Source organism: Burkholderia sp. HAN2018 (genome assembly GCF_024704855.1).
Taxonomy (GTDB): domain Bacteria; phylum Pseudomonadota; class Gammaproteobacteria; order Burkholderiales; family Burkholderiaceae; genus Burkholderia; species Burkholderia cepacia.
In genome coordinates this window covers 99,663-118,540 of the sequence record NZ_QOBB01000027.1, presented here as the reverse complement: position 1 = coordinate 118,540, position 18,878 = coordinate 99,663, and the positions used below count along the sequence as shown (strand labels likewise).

Annotated in this window: 17 protein-coding genes and 1 tRNA gene; 14 read left to right on the top strand and 4 right to left on the bottom strand. The window is 65.3% G+C overall.

All coding sequences use genetic code 11. The features are described 5' to 3' along the window. Positions 1 to 87: 87 nt before the first annotated feature. Positions 88 to 405, bottom strand: coding sequence for an Mpo1-like protein (locus DPV74_RS09745; RefSeq protein WP_021160807.1), 318 nt, complete (start codon positions 403 to 405; stop codon positions 88 to 90). A gap of 159 nt (positions 406 to 564) precedes the next feature. On the opposite strand from DPV74_RS09745, the gene DPV74_RS09740 reads away from it, so the two are divergent. From DPV74_RS09740 to aroC, 3 genes are all read left to right on the top strand, one after another. After that, entirely contained in the window at positions 565 to 1,020 is a 456-nt protein-coding gene (locus tag DPV74_RS09740; protein ID WP_006755543.1) for a CBS domain-containing protein, read from the top strand. Between the two features lie 139 nt (positions 1,021 to 1,159). After that, positions 1,160 to 3,094, top strand: a complete 1,935-nt coding sequence (locus DPV74_RS09735; RefSeq protein ID WP_119337065.1) for an MFS transporter — start codon at positions 1,160 to 1,162, stop codon at positions 3,092 to 3,094. A 240-nt stretch (positions 3,095 to 3,334) separates the two neighbouring features. Further along, positions 3,335 to 4,435, top strand: a complete 1,101-nt coding sequence (gene aroC, locus DPV74_RS09730) for a chorismate synthase (RefSeq protein WP_059699057.1) — start codon at positions 3,335 to 3,337, stop codon at positions 4,433 to 4,435. 134 nt (positions 4,436 to 4,569) lie between these two features. On the opposite strand, the gene DPV74_RS09725 is transcribed toward aroC, so the two are convergent. Further along, positions 4,570 to 6,243 (bottom strand): electron transfer flavoprotein-ubiquinone oxidoreductase, encoded by a 1,674-nt coding sequence (locus DPV74_RS09725; protein WP_060151308.1) that lies wholly within the window; start codon positions 6,241 to 6,243, stop codon positions 4,570 to 4,572. A 178-nt stretch (positions 6,244 to 6,421) separates the two neighbouring features. Between DPV74_RS09725 and DPV74_RS09720 the strand changes: the two genes are divergently transcribed. After that, a complete protein-coding gene (locus tag DPV74_RS09720) occupies positions 6,422 to 7,204 on the top strand; it encodes an SDR family oxidoreductase (RefSeq protein ID WP_011351770.1) in 783 nt (260 codons plus the stop codon). 32 nt (positions 7,205 to 7,236) lie between these two features. After that, complete coding sequence (locus DPV74_RS09715; protein ID WP_027787712.1) at positions 7,237 to 7,677, top strand: thioesterase family protein; 441 nt, start codon at positions 7,237 to 7,239, stop codon at positions 7,675 to 7,677. Between the two features lie 106 nt (positions 7,678 to 7,783). Here the strand turns inward: DPV74_RS09715 and DPV74_RS09710 are convergent, their stop codons facing one another. Beyond that, a complete protein-coding gene (locus DPV74_RS09710) occupies positions 7,784 to 8,329 on the bottom strand; it encodes a LuxR C-terminal-related transcriptional regulator (protein WP_027787711.1) in 546 nt (181 codons plus the stop codon). A 222-nt stretch (positions 8,330 to 8,551) separates the two neighbouring features. Between DPV74_RS09710 and DPV74_RS09705 the strand changes: the two genes are divergently transcribed. After that, positions 8,552 to 9,256 carry a CoA transferase subunit A gene (locus tag DPV74_RS09705; RefSeq protein WP_021162428.1) on the top strand — a complete coding sequence of 235 codons (705 nt, stop codon included), beginning with the start codon at positions 8,552 to 8,554 and terminating at the stop codon, positions 9,254 to 9,256. A gap of 1 nt (position 9,257) precedes the next feature. Then, a complete protein-coding gene (locus DPV74_RS09700; protein WP_021162427.1) occupies positions 9,258 to 9,899 on the top strand; it encodes a CoA transferase subunit B in 642 nt (213 codons plus the stop codon). 79 nt (positions 9,900 to 9,978) lie between these two features. Here the strand turns inward: DPV74_RS09700 and DPV74_RS09695 are convergent, their stop codons facing one another. Beyond that, on the bottom strand, positions 9,979 to 10,911 hold the full coding sequence (locus DPV74_RS09695; protein WP_091921456.1) for a LysR family transcriptional regulator: 933 nt from the start codon (positions 10,909 to 10,911) through the stop codon (positions 9,979 to 9,981). 92 nt (positions 10,912 to 11,003) lie between these two features. Here DPV74_RS09695 and DPV74_RS09690 point away from each other — a divergent pair, with 92 nt between their 5' ends. From DPV74_RS09690 to infC, 7 genes are all read left to right on the top strand, one after another. Beyond that, on the top strand, positions 11,004 to 11,888 hold the full coding sequence (locus tag DPV74_RS09690) for a DMT family transporter (protein ID WP_091921454.1): 885 nt from the start codon (positions 11,004 to 11,006) through the stop codon (positions 11,886 to 11,888). 286 nt (positions 11,889 to 12,174) lie between these two features. Further along, positions 12,175 to 13,071 (top strand): alpha/beta fold hydrolase, encoded by an 897-nt coding sequence (locus DPV74_RS09685; RefSeq protein ID WP_119337064.1) that lies wholly within the window; start codon positions 12,175 to 12,177, stop codon positions 13,069 to 13,071. An 80-nt stretch (positions 13,072 to 13,151) separates the two neighbouring features. Next, positions 13,152 to 13,505, top strand: a complete 354-nt coding sequence (locus tag DPV74_RS09680) for a RidA family protein (protein ID WP_021162422.1) — start codon at positions 13,152 to 13,154, stop codon at positions 13,503 to 13,505. Positions 13,506 to 13,549: 44 nt separating this feature from the next. Beyond that, positions 13,550 to 15,784 (top strand): bifunctional (p)ppGpp synthetase/guanosine-3',5'-bis(diphosphate) 3'-pyrophosphohydrolase, encoded by a 2,235-nt coding sequence (locus tag DPV74_RS09675; protein WP_060358202.1) that lies wholly within the window; start codon positions 13,550 to 13,552, stop codon positions 15,782 to 15,784. 87 nt (positions 15,785 to 15,871) lie between these two features. Continuing rightward, positions 15,872 to 15,948 (top strand) — tRNA-Val (locus tag DPV74_RS09670). A 271-nt stretch (positions 15,949 to 16,219) separates the two neighbouring features. Continuing rightward, the gene (gene thrS / locus DPV74_RS09665; RefSeq protein WP_027787704.1) at positions 16,220 to 18,127 is read left to right on the top strand and encodes a threonine--tRNA ligase; all 1,908 of its coding nucleotides are present in this window, start codon (positions 16,220 to 16,222) and stop codon (positions 18,125 to 18,127) included. Between the two features lie 49 nt (positions 18,128 to 18,176). Then, the gene (infC, locus tag DPV74_RS09660; protein ID WP_071734130.1) at positions 18,177 to 18,701 is read left to right on the top strand and encodes a translation initiation factor IF-3; all 525 of its coding nucleotides are present in this window, start codon (positions 18,177 to 18,179) and stop codon (positions 18,699 to 18,701) included. Positions 18,702 to 18,878: the final 177 nt, after the last annotated feature.

Here is an 18,878-nt window from a genome sequence, read left to right as displayed (position 1 = left end):
CGGCGGGTGTCCCGGGGCAGGCGCCGGGCGGCGTGTCCGACCCGCACGCGCGGCCGCCGCGGCCCGCGTGAGCGGGGTGCCTGGCCGTTACAGCGGGATCTTGCCGGTGCAGATGTCCTTGAACATCACCCAGTCGCCCATCAGGCTGTAGATCGGGTGCCGGAACGTGGCCGGGCGGTTCTTCTCGAAGAAGAAGTGTCCGACCCACGCGAACCCGTAGCCGCAGACGATCGCCGCCGGCAGCCACAGCCAGTCGCCGGTCGCGATCGCCATCGCGACGCAGCCGATCACGCCGAGCGAGCCGACGAAGTGCAGCCGCCGCGACGTCAGGTTCTGGTGTTCGTTCAGGTAATACGGGTAGAAATCAGCGAAGCTGGCGAATTGCTCCGTATGCGTATGCGCCATGGCCGTCTCCTCGGGCCGCTGTTCATGGGGCCATTGTGCTGCCGGCGGCCTGCTTCCGCAAGCGGGGCGGCGGCCCGCCGCACGGGCCCGCGCTTTCCTTTTGACAGGCTTTCCGATAGGATCGAAAGAGGTTTTGCATTCAAGCATGAGGGGACTACGATGCGCGTCAGCGATATTCTGAAAGTAAAGGGCAACACGCTGTTTACGGTGACGCCCGACAAGCCGCTGCGCGAAGCGGTCGACACGATGGCCGAGCACGACATCGGTTCGCTCGTCGTGATGGAGTACGGCGATCTCGTCGGGATGCTGACGTTCCGCGAGATCATCCTGCGCCTGCACGTGAACGGCGGCGCGATTGGCGACGTGCAGGTGCGCAAGGTGATGGACGAGCCGCTCACGTGCACGCCGGAAACGGACGTCAACGAAGTGCGCCGGATGATGCTCGAGCGCCATGCGCGCTATATGCCGGTGCTCGACAAGAAGGTGCTGATGGGCGTCATTTCGTTCTACGACGTCGCAAAGACGGTCGTCGAGGCGCAGAGCTTCGAGAACCGGATGCTGAAGGCGTACATCCGCGACTGGCCGGAATCAGAAGCCGAAGCGCACAAGTCGTGAACCACGCCGCGCCCGTCGCCGTCATGCGCGGGCGCCGCCACCCGGCACGCGGCGGCGCAGGCTTGTCCTGCGCCGCCGTTTTTTCAATGACCACACAAGGCCCGCGCAGCGTTGCCCAGACGGCGCGCGCGTATTCCGCATGAGCGATCAAACGCAAGCCACTTCCAGGCGGCGCGACGAACGGCACGCGCACGCGTCGCAGTTCGACCTGCTGCGCGAGCGCCGTTTCGCGCCGTTCTTCACGACCCAGTTCCTCGGTGCGCTGAACGACAACGTCTTCAAGATCGGCTTCACGTCGCTCGTCACCTATCACACCGCGCGGTTCGCCGGTGTCGATGCGAAGACGGCGGCCTTCCTGATTTCCGCGATCTTCATCCTGCCGTTCGTGCTGTTCTCGGCGACGTCCGGCCAGATCGCCGACAAGTACGACAAGGCGACCCTCACGCGTTTCGTGAAGACCTTCGAGATCGTGCTGATGCTGGTCGGCGCGGCGGGCTTCGTCATGCACAGCGCGCCGCTGCTGTATCTGTGCACGTTCATGATGGGGATGCACTCGACGCTGTTCGGGCCCGTCAAGTATTCGTACCTGCCTCAGCATCTCGGCGAGCATGAGCTGGTCGGCGGCAACGGCCTCGTCGAGATGGGCACGTTCATCGCGATCCTGATCGGCACGATCATCGGCGGCGCGGCCGCGGGCATCGAAGGTGCCGGCGAGCGCGTGCTCGCGGTGAGCGTGCTCGTCATCGCGATCGCGGGGCGCCTCGTCGCGCAGCGTGTGCCTTCCACGCCGGCGCCGCAGCCCGATCTCGTGATCAACTGGAATCCGGTCAGCGAGACCTGGCGCAACCTCGGGCTCGCACGCCAGAACCGCACCGTGTTCCTGAGCCTGCTCGGCATCTCGTGGCTGTGGTTCGTCGGCGCGACGTTCCTCACGTCGTTCTTCAATTTCGCGAAGGACGTGCTGTCGGCGAGCCCCGACGTCGTCACGATCCTGCTCGCGACGTTCTCGGTCGGTATCGGCCTCGGTTCGCTGCTGTGCGAACGGCTGTCGCAGCGGCGCGTCGAGATCGGCCTCGTGCCGCTCGGCTCGATCGGCATCAGCGTGTTCGCGATCGAGCTGTATTTCGCGAGCCGCGCGCTGCCGTCGCCCGGCCATCTGCTGTCGGTCGGCGAATTCCTGGCCGGCGCGCGCCACTGGCGCATCCTGGCGGACCTGTTCCTGCTCGCGATGTTCGGCGGCTTCTACAGCGTGCCGCTGTACGCGTTGATCCAGAGCCGCAGCGCACCGACGCACCGCGCGCGGATCATCGCCGCGAACAACATCCTGAACGCGCTGTTCATGATCCTGTCGGCCGTGATGGCGATGGGGCTGACCAAGGCCGGCGTCGACATCCCGGGGCTGTTCCTCGTCACCGCGCTGTTGAACGTGATCGTCGCGGCCTATATCTATCTGCTCGTGCCGGAGTTCCTGCTCCGCTTCGTCGCGTGGGTGCTCGTCCACACGTTCTACCGGATTCGTCTCGTGCACGCGGAGCGGATTCCGGCGGAAGGCGCGGCCGTGCTCGTATGCAACCACGTCAGCTACGTCGATGCGCTCGTGCTGGCCGCCGCGAGCCCGCGCCCGATCCGTTTCGTGATGGATCACCGGATCTTCAAGACGCGCTTCGCGAGCTGGGTATTCCGGCATGCGAAGGCGATCCCGATCGCGCCGCGCCACGAGGATCCCGCGATGCTCGCGCACGCGTACGACGCATGTGAGGCCGCGCTGAAGGACGGCGAACTCGTGTGCATCTTCCCCGAGGGCAAGCTGACCAAGACGGGCGACATCAACACGTTCCACCACGGCATCACGGAAATCCTGGGCCGCACGCCGGCACCCGTGATTCCGATGGCGCTGCGCGGGCTGTGGGGCAGCTATTTTTCGCGGCATTCCGATGCGCGGATGCCGCGACCCATCAAGCGCGGCGTGATGAGCCGGCTGACGCTGGCGGTCGGCGAGCCGGTCCCGGCGTCGGTCGCGACGCCCGAGTCGCTGCAGGCCGCGGTAACCGAACTGCGCGGCGCGCGGAAGTAGGCGGGCGCCTGTCCGGATGCGTTCGGCTGCAACCGGGCCAGGACGGGCTTGCGCCGCACAAGCCGGGCCGCGCGCGCACGTTCCGCGCGTCCGGGCTGCCTTTCATGCGGCCTGCGGCCCGCGGGTGCGGGACGGCTGGCATAATAGCGGCTTACCTCTTTTCTCGACCGGCAAACGAGCGATCTGCCTGCGGCCCGGGCAGCGCATCGGTTTGCCCATTTCTCTTTGGGCGGTTCCATCATGTCCGGCAATACCCTCGGCACGCTTTTCACTGTCACGACCTTCGGCGAATCGCACGGTCCCGCGATCGGTTGCGTGATCGACGGCTGCCCGCCGGGAATGGGGCTGACCGAAGCCGACATCCAGGTCGAACTCGATCGCCGCAAGCCGGGCACGTCGCGTCACGTGACGCAACGGCAGGAGGCTGACCAGGTCGAGATCCTGTCGGGTGTGTTCGAAGGCGTGACGACCGGTACGCCGATCGCACTGCTGATCCGCAACACCGACCAGCGCAGCAAGGACTACGGCAACATCGTCGAGACGTTCCGTCCCGGCCACGCCGACTACACCTACTGGCAGAAATACGGCATCCGCGACTACCGCGGCGGTGGCCGTTCGTCCGCGCGCCTGACCGCACCGATCGTCGGCGCGGGTGCGGTCGCGAAGAAGTGGCTGCGCGAGCGCTTCGGCGTCGAGGTGCGCGGCTACATGAGCGGCCTTGGCGAAATCGACGTGCCGTTCGTCGACTGGTCGCACGTGCACGAGAATCCGTTCTTCGCGCCGAATGCGGCGGTCGTGCCGGAGCTCGAGGCGTACATGGATGCGCTGCGCAAGGATGGCGATTCGATCGGCGCGCGCATCGACGTCGTCGCGTCGGGCGTGCCGGTCGGCTGGGGCGAGCCGGTGTTCGACCGTCTCGATGCGGACATCGCGAAGGCGATGATGAGCATCAACGCGGTGAAGGGCGTCGAGATCGGTGCGGGTTTCGACAGTGTCGCGCAGCGCGGCTCGATGCACGGCGACGAGCTGACGCCGGGCGGTTTCGTCGGCAACCATGCGGGCGGCGTGCTCGGCGGGATTTCGACGGGGCAGGACATCACCGTGTCGATCGCGATCAAGCCGACGTCGAGCATCCGTACGCCGCGCCGTTCGATCACGAAGGCGGGCGACGAGGCGACGGTGGAAACGTTCGGCCGCCACGATCCGTGCGTCGGCATCCGCGCGACGCCGATCGCCGAGTCGATGCTCGCACTGGTGCTGATCGACCATGCGCTGCGCCATCGCGCGCAGTGCGGGGACGTCGAGACGTCGACGCCGAAGATCGCCGGTAGCGCGACCTGACGCAAGCGGGCGGGGCGCGGCGCGCCTCGCGAACGCGCAGGGAATACAAAACGGGGCGCTGCTTCAGGCAGCGCCCCGTTTCGTTTGTGGCGACCAGCAAAAACGCGCCGCTCGCGGCGGCGCGTCTTGGCGGATTACATGTTCGGGTAATTCGGCCCGCCACCGCCTTCCGGCGTGACCCACACGATGTTCTGCGTCGGGTCCTTGATGTCGCAGGTCTTGCAGTGCACGCAGTTCTGCGCGTTGATCACCAGTCGATCGCTGCCGTCGTCGTTCTTCACGAACTCGTACACCGCTGCCGGGCAGAAACGTCCTTCCGGCCCCGCATACGTGCGCAGGTTCACGTTCACCGGCACGTTCGCATCCTTCAAGGTCAGGTGCGCCGGCTGGTTCTCTTCATGGTTCGTGTTCGAGATGAACACCGACGACAGCCGGTCGAACGTCAGCTTGCCGTCCGGCTTCGGGTACTCGATCGGCTCGCACTGCGACGCCGGCTTCAGCATCTCGTGATCCGCATGCTTGTGGTGCAGCGTCCACGGGACGTTGCCGCCCATCACCTTCTGCTCGAGCCCGACCATCAGCGTACCGAGGTATAGCCCCTTCGCCATCCACTGCTTGAAGTTGCGCGCGCGGTACAGCTCCGTGTACAGCCACGATTGCTTGAACGCATCCGGGTACGCGTTGAGCTCGTCCGACTGGCGGCCCGCCTGCACCGCGTCGAACGCGGCGTCGGCGGCCAGCATGCCGGTCTTGATCGCCGCGTGGCTGCCCTTGATCCGCGACGCGTTCAGGAAGCCTGCGTCGTCGCCGATCAGCGCGCCGCCCGGGAACACCGTCTTCGGCAGCGACAGCAGCCCGCCCGCCGTGATCGCGCGCGCGCCGTACGACACGCGCTTGCCGCCTTCCAGGAACGCGCGGATCGACGGGTGCGTCTTGTAGCGCTGGAATTCCTCGAACGGCGACAGGTACGGGTTCGTGTAGCCCAGGCCCACCACGAAGCCGACCACGACCTGATTGTTGTCCATGTGATACAGGAACGAGCCGCCGTACGTATCGGACTTCAGCGGCCAGCCGGCCGTGTGGATCACGAGGCCCGGCTTGTGCTTCGCGGGGTCGATTTCCCACAGCTCCTTGATGCCGATCCCGTACGCCTGCGGATCGGCGTTCGCGTCGAGCTTGAACTTCGCGATCAGTTGGCGGCCGAGGTGACCGCGGCAGCCTTCGGCGAACAGCGTGTACTTCGCGTGCAGTTCCATGCCGAGCTGGAAGTTCTCGGTCGGCTCGCCGTCCTTGCCCACGCCCATGTTGCCGGTCGCGACGCCTTTCACCGAGCCGTCATCGTTGTACAGGATCTCGGCGGCCGGGAAGCCAGGGAAGATCTCGACGCCCAGCGCCTCGGCCTGCTGGCCCAGCCAGCGGGTCACGTTACCCAGCGAAATCACGTAGTTGCCGTGGTTCTGGAAGTTGGCGGGCAGCGCCCAGTTCGGCGTGGTGACCGCGCTTTTCTCGGACAGGAACAGGAAGCGGTCTTCCGTCACCTCGACGTCGAGCGGCGCGCCGCGTTCCTTCCAGTCGGGGAACAGTTCGGTGATCGCGCGCGGGTCCATCACCGCACCCGACAGGATGTGCGCGCCGATCTCGGAACCTTTCTCGAGCACGCACACGCCGATCTCGGTGCCTTTCTCGGCGGCCAGCTGCTTGAGCCGGATCGCCGCCGACAGCCCGGCGGGGCCGCCGCCGACGATCACGACGTCGTATTCCATCGATTCGCGCGGGCCGTATTGCTCGATGAGGCTTGCGGGGGTCATTGGCGTTCCTCTAACCGTTAGAATGCTTTTATTCGGGAGCGTATTGTCTGCGAAACGAAACGCTTGCCGCAACAGCATGCGGCTAGATTAGCACGATCGTTCTATTTTTGTGCTAGGGTAATGCCGCTCGGGCCGTGCTGCCCGTAGCGGCGAAACGACATCGAAAGGGGATGTGCAAATGGGTCGTTCGATCAATCTGGAAGGCAAGGTTGCGCTGGTCACGGGGGCGTCGAGCGGCCTGGGGCAGCGTTTTGCGCAGGTGCTGTCGCAGGCCGGTGCAAAGGTCGTGCTCGCGAGTCGTCGCGTCGAGCGCCTGAAGGAGTTGCGTGCCGAGATCGAGGCGGCGGGCGGCGCCGCGCACGTCGTGTCGCTCGACGTCACCGACGTCCAGAGCATCAAGGCGGCGGTCGCGCATGCGGAAACGGAGGCCGGCACGATCGATATCCTCGTGAACAATTCGGGTGTCTCGACGATGCAGAAGCTCGTCGACGTGACGCCCGCCGATTTCGAGTTCGTGTTCGACACCAACACGCGCGGCGCGTTTTTCGTCGCGCAGGAAGTCGCGAAGCGGATGATCATGCGCGCGAACGGCAGCGGCAACGGCAAGCCGCCGTGCCGGATCATCAATATCGCGTCGGTGGCCGGCCTGCGCGTGTTCCCGCAGATCGGGCTGTACGCGATGAGCAAGGCCGCGGTCGTGCAGATGACGCGCGCGATGGCGCTCGAGTGGGGGCGCCACGGGATCAACGTCAACGCGATCTGTCCGGGTTATATCGATACCGAAATCAATCATTACCTGTGGGAAACCGAGCAGGGCCAGAAGCTGCAGTCGATGCTGCCGCGCCGGCGCGTCGGCAAGCCGCAGGATCTCGACGGGCTGTTGTTGCTGCTCGCGGCCGACGAGTCGCAGTTCATCAATGGCTCGATTATCTCCGCCGACGACGGCTTCGGCCTCGCCTGAGCGGATGACATTCAGCAACACAGAAGACTGCAATGAGCGCAACAAGCGATTACTCCCCCGTATTTGAGATGTCGATGCCGATCCGCTGGGGCGACATGGACGCGTTCGGCCATGTGAACAACACGGTCTATTTCCGCTACATGGAGCAGGCGCGGATCTCGTGGTTCGAGGAGCTCGGCATCGCCGGCGGCAATGGCGAGGGGCAGGGGCCCGTCATCGTCACGGCGTCGATGGAATTCCTCAAGCAACTGCACTATCCGGGCGACGTGATCGCGAAGATGTCGGCCGCGAAACCCGGCCGGAGCAGCTTCGACACCGGTTTCGAGCTTACGCGCGCGGACGATCCGCAGCACGTCTATGCGCGCGGCAAGGCGCGCTGCGTGTGGGTCGACTACGCGCTCGGCAAGTCGGTACCGCTGCCCCAGTTGCTGCGCGACACGATCGAGCGCGCGCTCGCGACGAAGGTCGGCTGAGCGCCGGCACGGCGAGGCCGGTGCCCGGTCGCCGGCGGCACGCCATGCCTGCCTGTTTCACGAATCGGCCGCCATGCGCGGCCGATTGTCATCCGGGAGCCGCCATTCACTGCCCGAGCAGGCGCTGCAGCAGCTCCGGCGTATTGTTGGTGCCGTACTTGCGCATCAGCCGCGCGCGGTAGATGTCGACCGTGCGCGAGCTGATGTCGAGCACGCGCCCGATCTGCTTGCTGGTCTTGCCGGTCGCAAGCTGGGCAGCGATCTCGCGCTCGCGCGGGGTCAGTTCGACGGCGACCCGGCGCGTCGCGCTCAAATCCTCGAAGGTCCAGACGCCTGCCGCGAGCGGTGCGGTGCGGTCGAGCGCGCGGCCGGTGACGTGGCACCAGAACAGCTCGCCGTCCGCGCGTTTCATGATTCTGTCGTCCGAGTAGATGCCGTTCGCGGCCATCATGCGCGCGATACGTTCGCCGATTCGCTGGAATTCGTCCGTCGACGGGTAGAGCACCTCGTACGATTTCCCGATCAGGTCGGCCCGCACGCAGCGGAAGATCGACGCGAGCGCGTCGTTGCAATCCTCGATCACGCGGTCGCGCGACAGGACGAGGCCGAGCGGCGCGAGGTGGAAGGCGGTCTGGTAATCGAGAGCGGGCATGGCGCAGGCAAGCGGAGGCAAACGCTTATGTATTTTTGCGTATTGTGCCGCATCCGCGCCGCATCGTACCCTTTCAGGCATCTCGTGGCGGTTTGCCGCGGTATAAAAACAGCGCGCCTCGACGCAGGCATCGCCGTGCATGCATAGAATGATGCGGCGGGCTTGCGGGCCACGTGGCGCGTGAACCGGTTTCGCTGGTTTCCATAGAGGAAGGGACAACAGATGAACAAAGTCTATCCAAGCGCGGCTGCCGCGCTGGAAGGGATCGTCCGTGACGGACAGACCTTCGCGGTGGGCGGCTTCGGCCTGTGCGGGATTCCGGAGGCGCTGATCGCAGCGTTGCGCGATTCGGCCGTCAAGGGCATCACCTGCATCAGCAACAACGCGGGCGTCGACGGTTTCGGCCTCGGCCTGTTGCTGGAAACGCGCCAGATCAAGAAGATGATCTCGTCGTACGTCGGGGAGAACAAGGAGTTCGAGCGCCAGTACCTGGCCGGCGAACTCGAACTCGAATTCACGCCGCAAGGCACGCTCGCCGAAAAGCTGCGCGCGGGCGGCGCGGGCATCCCGGCGTTCTTCACGAACACGGGCTACGGCACCGTGATCGCGGAAGGCAAGGAAACGCGCCAGTTCGGCGATCGCCACTACGTGCTCGAGCCGTCGCTGACGGCCGATGTCGCGCTCGTGAAGGCCTGGAAGGCCGACAAGTCGGGCAACCTGATCTATCGCCGCACCGCGCGCAACTTCAACCCGATGTGCGCGATGGCCGGCAAGATCACCGTCGCGGAGGTCGAGGAAATCGTCGAGAACGGCGAGCTCGATCCGGATCACATCCACACGCCGGGGATTTTCGTGCAGCGCATCGTGCTGAACGCGACGCCCGAAAAACGCATCGAACAACGCGTCGTACGCGCGAAAGGAGACTGACATGGCCTGGAATCGTGACCAGATGGCCGCGCGCGCGGCGAAGGAACTGCAGGACGGCTTCTACGTGAACCTCGGCATCGGCCTGCCGACGCTCGTCGCGAACCACGTGCCGGAAGGCGTGGAGGTGTGGCTGCAGTCGGAGAACGGCCTGCTCGGCATCGGCCCGTCGCCGACCGAAGACGAAGTCGACGCCGATCTCATCAACGCCGGCAAGCAAACCGTCACGACGCTGCCGGGCTCGTCGATCTTCTCGTCGGCCGATTCGTTCGCGATGATCCGCGGCGGCCACATCAACCTCGCGATCCTCGGCGCGATGCAGGTCAGCAAGCAGGGTGACCTCGCGAACTGGATGATCCCCGGCAAGATGATCAAGGGGATGGGCGGCGCGATGGATCTCGTCGCCGGCGTGAAGCGTGTCGTCGTGCTGATGGAGCATGTCGCGAAGGGCGATCAGCACAAGATCCTCGAGGAATGCAACCTGCCGTTGACGGGTGTCGGTGTGGTCGACCTGATCATCACCGATCTCGGCGTGATCGAAGTGACGCCGTCCGGCCTGAAGGTCCTCGAGCTCGCCGATGGCGTGAGCGCCGACGAGATCCAGGCAAAGACGGGCGCGCCGCTCGACGTCAGCGCGGTCGCCTGAGTTTTCTTCATGTCGATTCGCCCCGCATGCCGTCAGGCATGCGGGGCGTTTATGTTTGTGGCATGCGCGCTCGGCCGCGTCAGACGGCGGTCTGCAACGATTCCAAGCGTTGTTCGCCGGTGGGCGTGCCGTCGTCGGGCGAACCCAGCTGCAGTGCATGAAACAGGAAGCGTTGCAGCGTGACTGCCGCCGACGTGTGATCGCCGAGGTCCGCGCGGCTGAACAGCCCGAAATCCGCGGCGGGTGGCGCGGGCAACCCGGCTGCCAGCGGATCGAGTGCGCGCATCGTGTCGCGACGCACGTTCCAGTCGAGCAGTACCGCGACGCCGAGGCCTGCCTCGACCGCCGACTGGATCGCGGACAGGCTCGTGCTGGTGCAGATGACGCGCCACGCACGGCCGGCGTCGCGCAACATCGCGAACAGCTTTTCCTGCCACGGGCAGGTGCCGCCGAACGCAACGATCGGTACCGGTTCGTTGCGAGGGAGCCGGTTGGTGGTGGCTGCGGCGGCCCAGTGCAGCGGATGCTGCCATGTCGCGAGCGGCTCTGCCCGGATCAGCGCGGGGTCGCCGATCACGAAATCCAGCGCGTGGGTCGAGAGTCGCTGCGACAAGACGGGGCTCGTGTCGACGACGATCTCGAGCGCGACGTTCGGAAATGACGCTGCGAACTGTCGCAACGCGTGCGGCAGACGGCCGACGGCGATGTCCTCGAGGACGCCGAGCCGTACGGTGCCCGAGATGTCGCCTGCGGCGAGCGCGGCGCGTGCGGCGAGCCCGACGCCGAGCAGCTGATGTGCATAGGGCAGCAGCACGTTGCCCGCGGCCGTCGGCGTGACGCCGCGCGGCGAGCGTTCGAGCAGGCGCTGGCCGACTTCATCCTCGAGCCGTCGCAGCGCCATGCTGACGGCGGCCTGCGTGCGATGCAGCGCTGTTGCCGCCGTGCTGACGCTGCCGGTTTCGACCACGGTGACGAACGTGCGCAGCAGGGTGCTGTCGAGATCGCGGGTCATCAATATTCCTGATGCGAGCATAAGAATTATCAGCTTATATCAAGCATGCGGCCGCGGTTAGCATCGGCGTGTCACTGAACCGGAGCGGTTGCATGAGCGAGGAATCGAGTACGGTCCGACCGGATGTCGCGCAGCGCGTGGCGTCACCTTTCACGAATGCGGTGGCGCCGCTGCTGGCCGTCGCGTCGATGTGCAGCGTGCAGCTCGGCGCGGCGCTGTCGAGGCCGGCGACGATCGAGTACGGCACCGTCAGCACGACCTGGCTGCGGCTCTGTTTCGCCGCGCTCGCGCTGGCCGTTGTCGTCCGGCCGCCGCTCCACACCTATTCGCGGCAGCGCTGGATCGCGGCCATCGCGCTCGGCACGGCGATGGCCGCGATGACGCTGTGCTTCTTCGAAGCCGTGCGTCGCGTGCCGCTCGGGCTGGCGGTCGCGATCAACTTTCTCGGGCCGCTGGCGGTCGCCACGATCGGCGTGCGCAAGCCGACGATGCTGGCATGGCCGGCACTTGCGCTGGCTGGCGTGCTGCTGCTGGCGCGGCAGGACGGCATGTGGGTGACGGCGCCGGCCGCGCTGGTCTTCCCGGTCGGCTCTGCGCTTGGCTGGGCCGCCTATATCGTGTTGATGAAGCGTGTCGGCACGCTGTTCGACGGACTGCAAGGGCTGTCCGCGTCGCTGTTCGTGGCCGCGCTCGTCACGACGCCGTTCGGGCTGGCGCAAAGCGGCGGCCACTTGCCGGCCGGTCAACTGATCGATGCCGCGTATCTGGCGGTGCTCGTCCCGCTGTTTCCGTACGTGCTCGAACTGATTGCGTTGCGACGGATGAGCGCATCGGCATTCGGCATCCTGATGAGCGCCGAGCCCGCGATCGCTGCGGGGATCGGTTATGTCGTGCTGGCGCAGCCGATGAGCACGCTGCAGGTCGCCGGCACGCTGTGCGTGGTCGGTGCGAGCATCGGCGCGGTCATGCAGAAATAGCCGCGCTTTCCCGGTCATGACGGGCCGGTGCGCGATGGTGCGTTTGCGGCGCCGTCGCCGCGGCCGCAGGGGAGGCTGGATCGGTAGCCTGCTGAACACGGAACACCGCGCCCGATTCCGCACGGCCGCGTGACATGTCATTGGCGCTCGCACGAGCCGCAAGCCCGCAAGGGTGGTCAGGCGACTCGTGATCCGGAACGGGTTTACAATCGATCGCATCCCCCGGCTGCCCTGGCGGGCCGGGCCCACATGCCATCGCGCCGCACCGTTCGGCAGGACGCCTCCGATGCCCACTTCCCCAGTGAACTCCCCGATTCCCCGTCAGCGGCGCGTGCAGTGTGCGAGCGCGGCCGGCCTTCACCACGTCGCCTATACCGAGTGGGGCGATCCCGCGAACCCGCGCGTGCTGGTTTGCGTGCATGGCCTGACCCGTTCCGGGCGCGATTTCGACCGGCTCGCCACGGCGCTGTCCGATACGTATCGCGTCGTCTGCCCCGACATCGTCGGGCGCGGCCAATCGGACTGGCTGGCCGATCCGCGGCTCTATGCGATTCCGCAATACGTGGCCGACATGGTGACGCTGATCGCGCGACTCGACGTCGAATCGGTCGACTGGTTCGGCACGTCGATGGGCGGCCTGATCGGCCTGGCGTTCGCGGGGCTGCCCGGATCGCCGCTGCGCCGGATGATCGTCAACGACGTCGGCCCGCGCATCGAACCCGATTCGCTGACGCGCATCGGCGAATATCTCGGCGTGCAGCCGCGCTTTGCGACCGAGCAGGAGGGCATCGACTATCTGACGTCGCTGTCGCTGCCGTTCGGTGCGCTGAGCGCCGACGAGTGGCGCGAGATCAACGGGCCGCTGTTGCGCGAACTGCCCGAAGGTGGCTGGACGGTCCGCTACGATCCGCGCATCGCCGAGCCGTTCAAGGCAACCACGCCCGAGTTGGCCGCACTCGGCGAGGCCGCGCTGTGGCACGCCATCGAGACGACGGATGCATCGCTGCTCGTCGTGCGCGGCGAGACGTCCGACCTGCTGTCGCGCGAGACGGTGGCCGAGATGGTGCGTCGTGGCCGGCACGTCACGCACGCCGAGATTCCAGGGGCGGGCCACGCGCCGGCGTTCGTCGACGCAGGCCAGATTGCGCTCGCGCGGCGGTTTTTCGTCGAAGGCGGCGCATAAACGCGTCATAATATGCGGTTCGACGGCACGCGGGCCGTGCCGTCACCCGAATCTCCATCCACTCACGACCGGAACATTCCATGGCAGTCATTCGTCACCACGTCGGGGCCCGACTCTCCGAAACCGCGATCCACAACGGTACCGTGTATCTGGCCGGCCAGATCGCCGAAGACACCACGCAGGACATCAAGGGCCAGACGCGCGAAGTGCTCGGCCACATCGACCGCCTGCTCGCCGAAGCGAACAGCGACAAGGCGCATCTGCTGTCGGTGCAGATTTACATTTCCGATCTGGCGAATTTCGACGGCATGAATGCGGAGTGGGACGCATGGGTCGCGCAGGGCAACACGCCGCCGCGCGCCACCGTCGAGGCGAAGCTCGCGGATCCGGCGCTGCTCGTCGAGATCGTGGTGGTCGCCGCACAGCGGAGCTGAACCGGACGCAACCCGACGATGATCGCATTCCGCCAGGCCAAGCAATGACCGAGTCCGTTTCCGCTTCCCCCGTCGCGGCACCGTCGTTCGACGACGTGCTCGCGTTCGTGCGCGAACGGGCCGGCGACGCGCGCCTGTCGTCGGGCGAACTGCTCGCCGATCACTCGGCGGGCACGGCGTCGATCATGCGCACGCTGAACGTCGATCCGCCCGCGATGCAGGCGGCCGCACTGTTCGTGCTGACGCCGCACCTGAGCGACCCCGAGCGCGAACTCACCGAGCGTTTCGGCGACGAAGTGGCGCGGCTCGTGTCCGACGTGCGCAAGCTGTTGCGGCTCGGTACCGTCAGCCTGCGTGCCGCGCAGAACGCGGTGCCCGATGCGGGGCGCGACACGGCGGAAGAGCGGCGTACGCAGATCGAGGCGCTGCGCAAGATGCTGCTCGCGTTCGCGCAAGACATCCGCGTGGTGTTGATCCGGCTCGCGTCGCGCCTGCAGTCGCTGCGCTACTACGCGGCCGCGAAGATCGACCCGCCGCCCGACGTCGCGCGCGAGACGCTCGAGATCTATGCGCCGCTCGCGAACCGTCTCGGTATCTGGCAACTGAAGTGGGAGCTCGAGGATCTCGCGTTCCGCTTCGAGGATCCCGTCACCTACAAGCGGATCGCGAAGCTGCTCGACGAGAAGCGCATCGAGCGCGAAGCGTACGTCACGCAGGCGATCGACCGGTTGCAGCAGGAGCTGGCGGACGCGCACATCCAGGCCGATGTGAGCGGCCGGCCGAAGCATATCTACAGCATCTGGCGCAAGATGCGCGGCAAGGAGCTCGATTTCTCCGAGCTGTACGACGTGCGCGCGTTTCGCGTGATCGTGCCGGACATCAAGGATTGTTACGCGGTGCTCGGCATCGTGCATCACCTGTGGCAGCCGGTGCCGAAGGAATTCGACGACTACATCTCGCGGCCGAAGCCGAACGGCTACAAGTCGCTGCATACGGTCGTGATCGGCGATGACGGCCGCGCGTTCGAGGTGCAGATCCGCACGCAGGAGATGCACCGTTTCGCCGAGTACGGCGTCGCCGCGCACTGGCGCTACAAGGAGGCCGGCGCGCGCGGCTACGGCGGCCAGTTCTCGGCGAGCGACAAATACGACGAGAAGATCGCATGGCTGCGGCAACTGCTCGCGTGGAAGGATGACGTCGAGGACGGCGCGGAAAAGTCGGGCGACAAGGCGTGGGCCCAATTGCGCGAGACGTCGCTCGACGACGACCACATCTACGTGCTGACGCCGCAGGCGCGTGTGATCGCGTTGCCGCAGGGCGCGACGCCGGTCGATTTCGCGTACCACCTGCACAGCGAGCTTGGCCATCGCTGCCGTGGCGCGCGCGTCGACGGCGCGATGGTGCCGCTCAACACGCCGCTCGCAAACGGCCAGACGGTCGAGATCGTCGCGGTGAAGGAGGGCGGGCCGTCGCGCGACTGGCTGAACCTGCAGCTCGGTTACATGAAGAGCCCGCGTGCGCGTCAGAAGGTGCGCGCATGGTTCAACTCGATCGAGCAGGAAGAAAACATCTCGCATGGCCGCGCGCTCGTCGAAAAGACGCTGCAGCGCGAGGGCAAGACATCAGTCAACCTGGATAATCTCGCCGCGAAGCTCGGCTTCAAGTCGCCCGAGGAGCTGTTCTCGGTCGTCGGCAAGGAAGAGTTCAGCCTGCGCAATGTCGAGCACGCGCTGTCCGATGCGCCGCCGCCGGAGCCGGCGCCCGAAGCGCCCGCCGATTTCGAGAAGCGCAGCAGCGGCGCGAGCGTGGCGCACGGCGCGTCGACCGGCGTGCTGGTCGTGGGCGTCGACGCGCTGCTGACCCAGCTCGCGCGCTGCTGCCGTCCGGCGCCGCCCGATCCGATCAGCGGTTTCGTCACGCGCGGCAAGGGGATGTCGATCCACCGCACCGATTGCCCGACGTTCCGCCGGATGGTCGAGCGCGCGCCGGAGCGCGTGCTGCAGACGACCTGGTCGGCCGACGTACTCGGCGGGCGCGGTGCGTCCGTCTATCCGGTCGACCTGATGATCGAGGCAAGCGACCGGCAAGGGTTGCTGCGCGATATCTCCGAAGTGTTCGCGCGCGAGAAGATGAACGTGGTGGGTGTGAAGACGCAGAGCCGCCGCAATGCGGCATTCATGCAGTTCACGGTCGAGGTGTCGAACTCGGCGCAGGTGCAGCGCGCGTGCGCGCTGCTCGGCGAGGTGCAAGGCGTCGTGCGGGCGGGGCGGAAGGCATGATATGGGGTTGGAGCCCCGTCATTTTGCTGCGACCGCATAAAAACACTTGCCAAGCCGGTAACGGCTCCATATAATCTTAGCTTCTTTAGGCTCGTAGCTCAGCTGGTTAGAGCACCACCTTGACATGGTGGGGGTCGTTGGTTCGAGTCCAATCGAGCCTACCAACGAATTGAGAATGCCCGGTCTCCGGGTGTTCGATGCAGTAAATAACTCAACGCGAACAAGGCGAATACGGTTATGGCACCGCGAACGTTGACCGAAACCTTTTCGGAGCGACGCTAGTCGAGGAACCCTTTCGCCCTTTCAGTCTGAGTGAAGTATCGAATGCGGCCCCTCGAAAGCGGGGCCGCATTTTTTTTGTCGCGAAATTTTCCCGCGCGATTTTCATGTCGCGTACCTGGTCTGCCGCCCACTGTCGGCATCACGGAGATTGCTATGGTTTCGATACGCTTGCCTGACGGCTCAGTTCGACAATACGAGCATCCGGTGACAGTTGCCGAGGTTGCAGCCTCGATCGGTCCCGGCCTTGCGAAGGCTGCGCTTGGTGGCAAGCTCGATGGCGAGCTCGTCGATACGTCGGCCGTGATCGACCGCGACGCGTCGCTCGCGATCGTGACCGACAAGGATGCCGACGGCCTCGACATCATTCGCCACTCGACGGCGCACTTGCTCGCATACGCGGTGAAGGAACTGTATCCGGACGCGCAGGTGACGATCGGCCCGGTGATCGACAACGGCTTCTATTACGACTTCTCGTACAACCGTCCGTTTACGCCTGAAGATCTGGAGAAGATCGAAAAGCGCATGCAGGAGCTCGCGAAGAAGGACGAGCCCGTGACGCGCCGTGTCGTGTCGCGCGACGAAGCGGCGGGCTACTTCCGCAGCATCGGCGAGAAGTACAAGGCCGAGATCATCGAATCGATTCCGCAAAGCGACGAAATCAAGCTGTATTCGCACGGCGGCTTTACCGATCTGTGCCGCGGCCCGCACGTGCCGTCGACGGGCAAGTTGAAGGTCTTCAAGCTGATGAAGGTCGCGGGCGCGTACTGGCGCGGCGATTCGAAGAACGAGCAGCTGCAGCGCATCTACGGCACGGCCTGGACGAAGAAGGAAGACCAGGACCAGTACCTGCACATGCTCGAGGAAGCGGAAAAGCGTGACCACCGCAAGCTCGGCAAGCAGCTCGACCTGTTCCACATGCAGGAAGAGTCGCCGGGCATGGTGTTCTGGCATCCGAAGGGCTGGGCGCTGTGGCAGCAGGTCGAGCAGTACATGCGCCGCCGCGTGAACGAAGCCGGCTACCTCGAGATCAAGACGCCGATGATCATGGACCGCTCGCTGTGGGAGGCGTCGGGCCACTGGCAGAACTACCGCGAGAACATGTTCACGACGGAGTCGGAGAAGCGCGACTACGCGATCAAGCCGATGAACTGTCCGGGTCACGTCCAGGTGTTCAAGCACGGCTTGCGCTCGTATCGCGACCTGCCGCTGCGCTACGCGGAATTCGGTTCGTGCCACCGCAACGAGGCGTCGGGCGCGCTGCACGGCCTGATGCGCGTGCGCGGCTTCGTGCAGGACGATGCACACATCTTCTGTACGGAAGACCAGTTCATCTCGGAGTCGATCGCGTTCAATACGCTGGCGATGAGCGTGTACAAGGACTTCGGTTTCGATCACATCGACATCAAGCTGTCGCTGCGCCCGGATCAGCGTGCGGGCACGGACGAGACGTGGGATCGTGCCGAGCAGGGCCTGCGCGACGCACTGACCGCCTGCGGTCTGACGTGGGAAGAATTGCCGGGTGAAGGCGCGTTCTACGGTCCGAAGATCGAATACCACATCAAGGATGCGCTCGGCCGTTCGTGGCAGTGCGGTACGCTGCAGCTCGACATGGTGCTGCCGGAACGCCTCGGCGCCGAGTATGTTGCCGACGACAGCAGCCGTCGCCGGCCGGTGATGTTGCACCGTGCGATCGTCGGTTCGATGGAGCGTTTCCTCGGCATTTTGATCGAGCACCACGCTGGTGCAATGCCTGCCTGGCTCGCGCCGTTCCAGGCAGTTGTGCTCAATATTGCCGAAAGTCAGGCCGAATATGCGCAATCTCTGGCCCAATCGTTGCAAAAACAAGGGGTTAGAGTGACGGCCGATTTGCGCAATGAGAAGATTAGCTATAAAATACGCGAGCACACGCTGGAAAAGGTGCCTTATCTCCTCGTCGTGGGTGATAAGGAGCGTGATGCGCAAACGGTAGCCGTGCGTGCCCGTGGCGGCGTCGATCTTGGCGTGATGCCGGTCGAAGCCTTCGTTGAGCGTCTGCAGGAAGACCTGCGCTCGTTCAAGTAACCGCCCTGGCAGCGCGGCTCGTTTTTTTAATTTTTAGAGGAAACGTAACATCGCTACTGATAAGTCGTCGCATCGCATCAACGGTGAAATCACTGCGCCGGAAGTGCGTCTGGTCGGGATCGAGAACGAACCGCTCGGTATCGTAAAACTCGCTGATGCTTTCCGTAAATCGGAAGAACTGGATGTTGACCTGGTGGAAATCGCGCCGCAAGCGGTTCCCCCGGTTTGCCGTCTGATGGATTACGGCAAGTTCAAGTACCAGGAATCGAAGAAGCAGCACGAAGCGAAGCTGAAGCAGAAGGTCATCCAGGTCAAGGAAGTCAAGTTCCGCCCGGGTACCGATGACGGGGATTACAACGTCAAGCTCCGCAATCTCGTGCGCTTCCTCGAAGAAGGCGACAAGACGAAGATCACGTTGCGTTTCCGCGGTCGCGAAATGGCTCACCAGGAAATCGGTATGCGGATGCTTGAGCGTCTGCGCACGGATCTCGAGGAAGTCGGCCAGGTCGAGCAGATGCCGAAGATGGAAGGGCGCCAGATGATCATGGTGCTCTCGCCGAAGAAAAAGAAGTAACGGGCCCGCGCGCTTCGCGCGCAGGTTTGCAGTGGTTCGGCGCGTTGCCCGGTCAGGGCAACGTGCCAGCAATGACGGCGGCTGCGCAAGCGGTTCGCCGTACACAAGTGGACTGGGTTTCGAAGGGCGGGTCAAGGGCGCAAGCCAACCGCACACCCATCGCCATCTAATAAACTG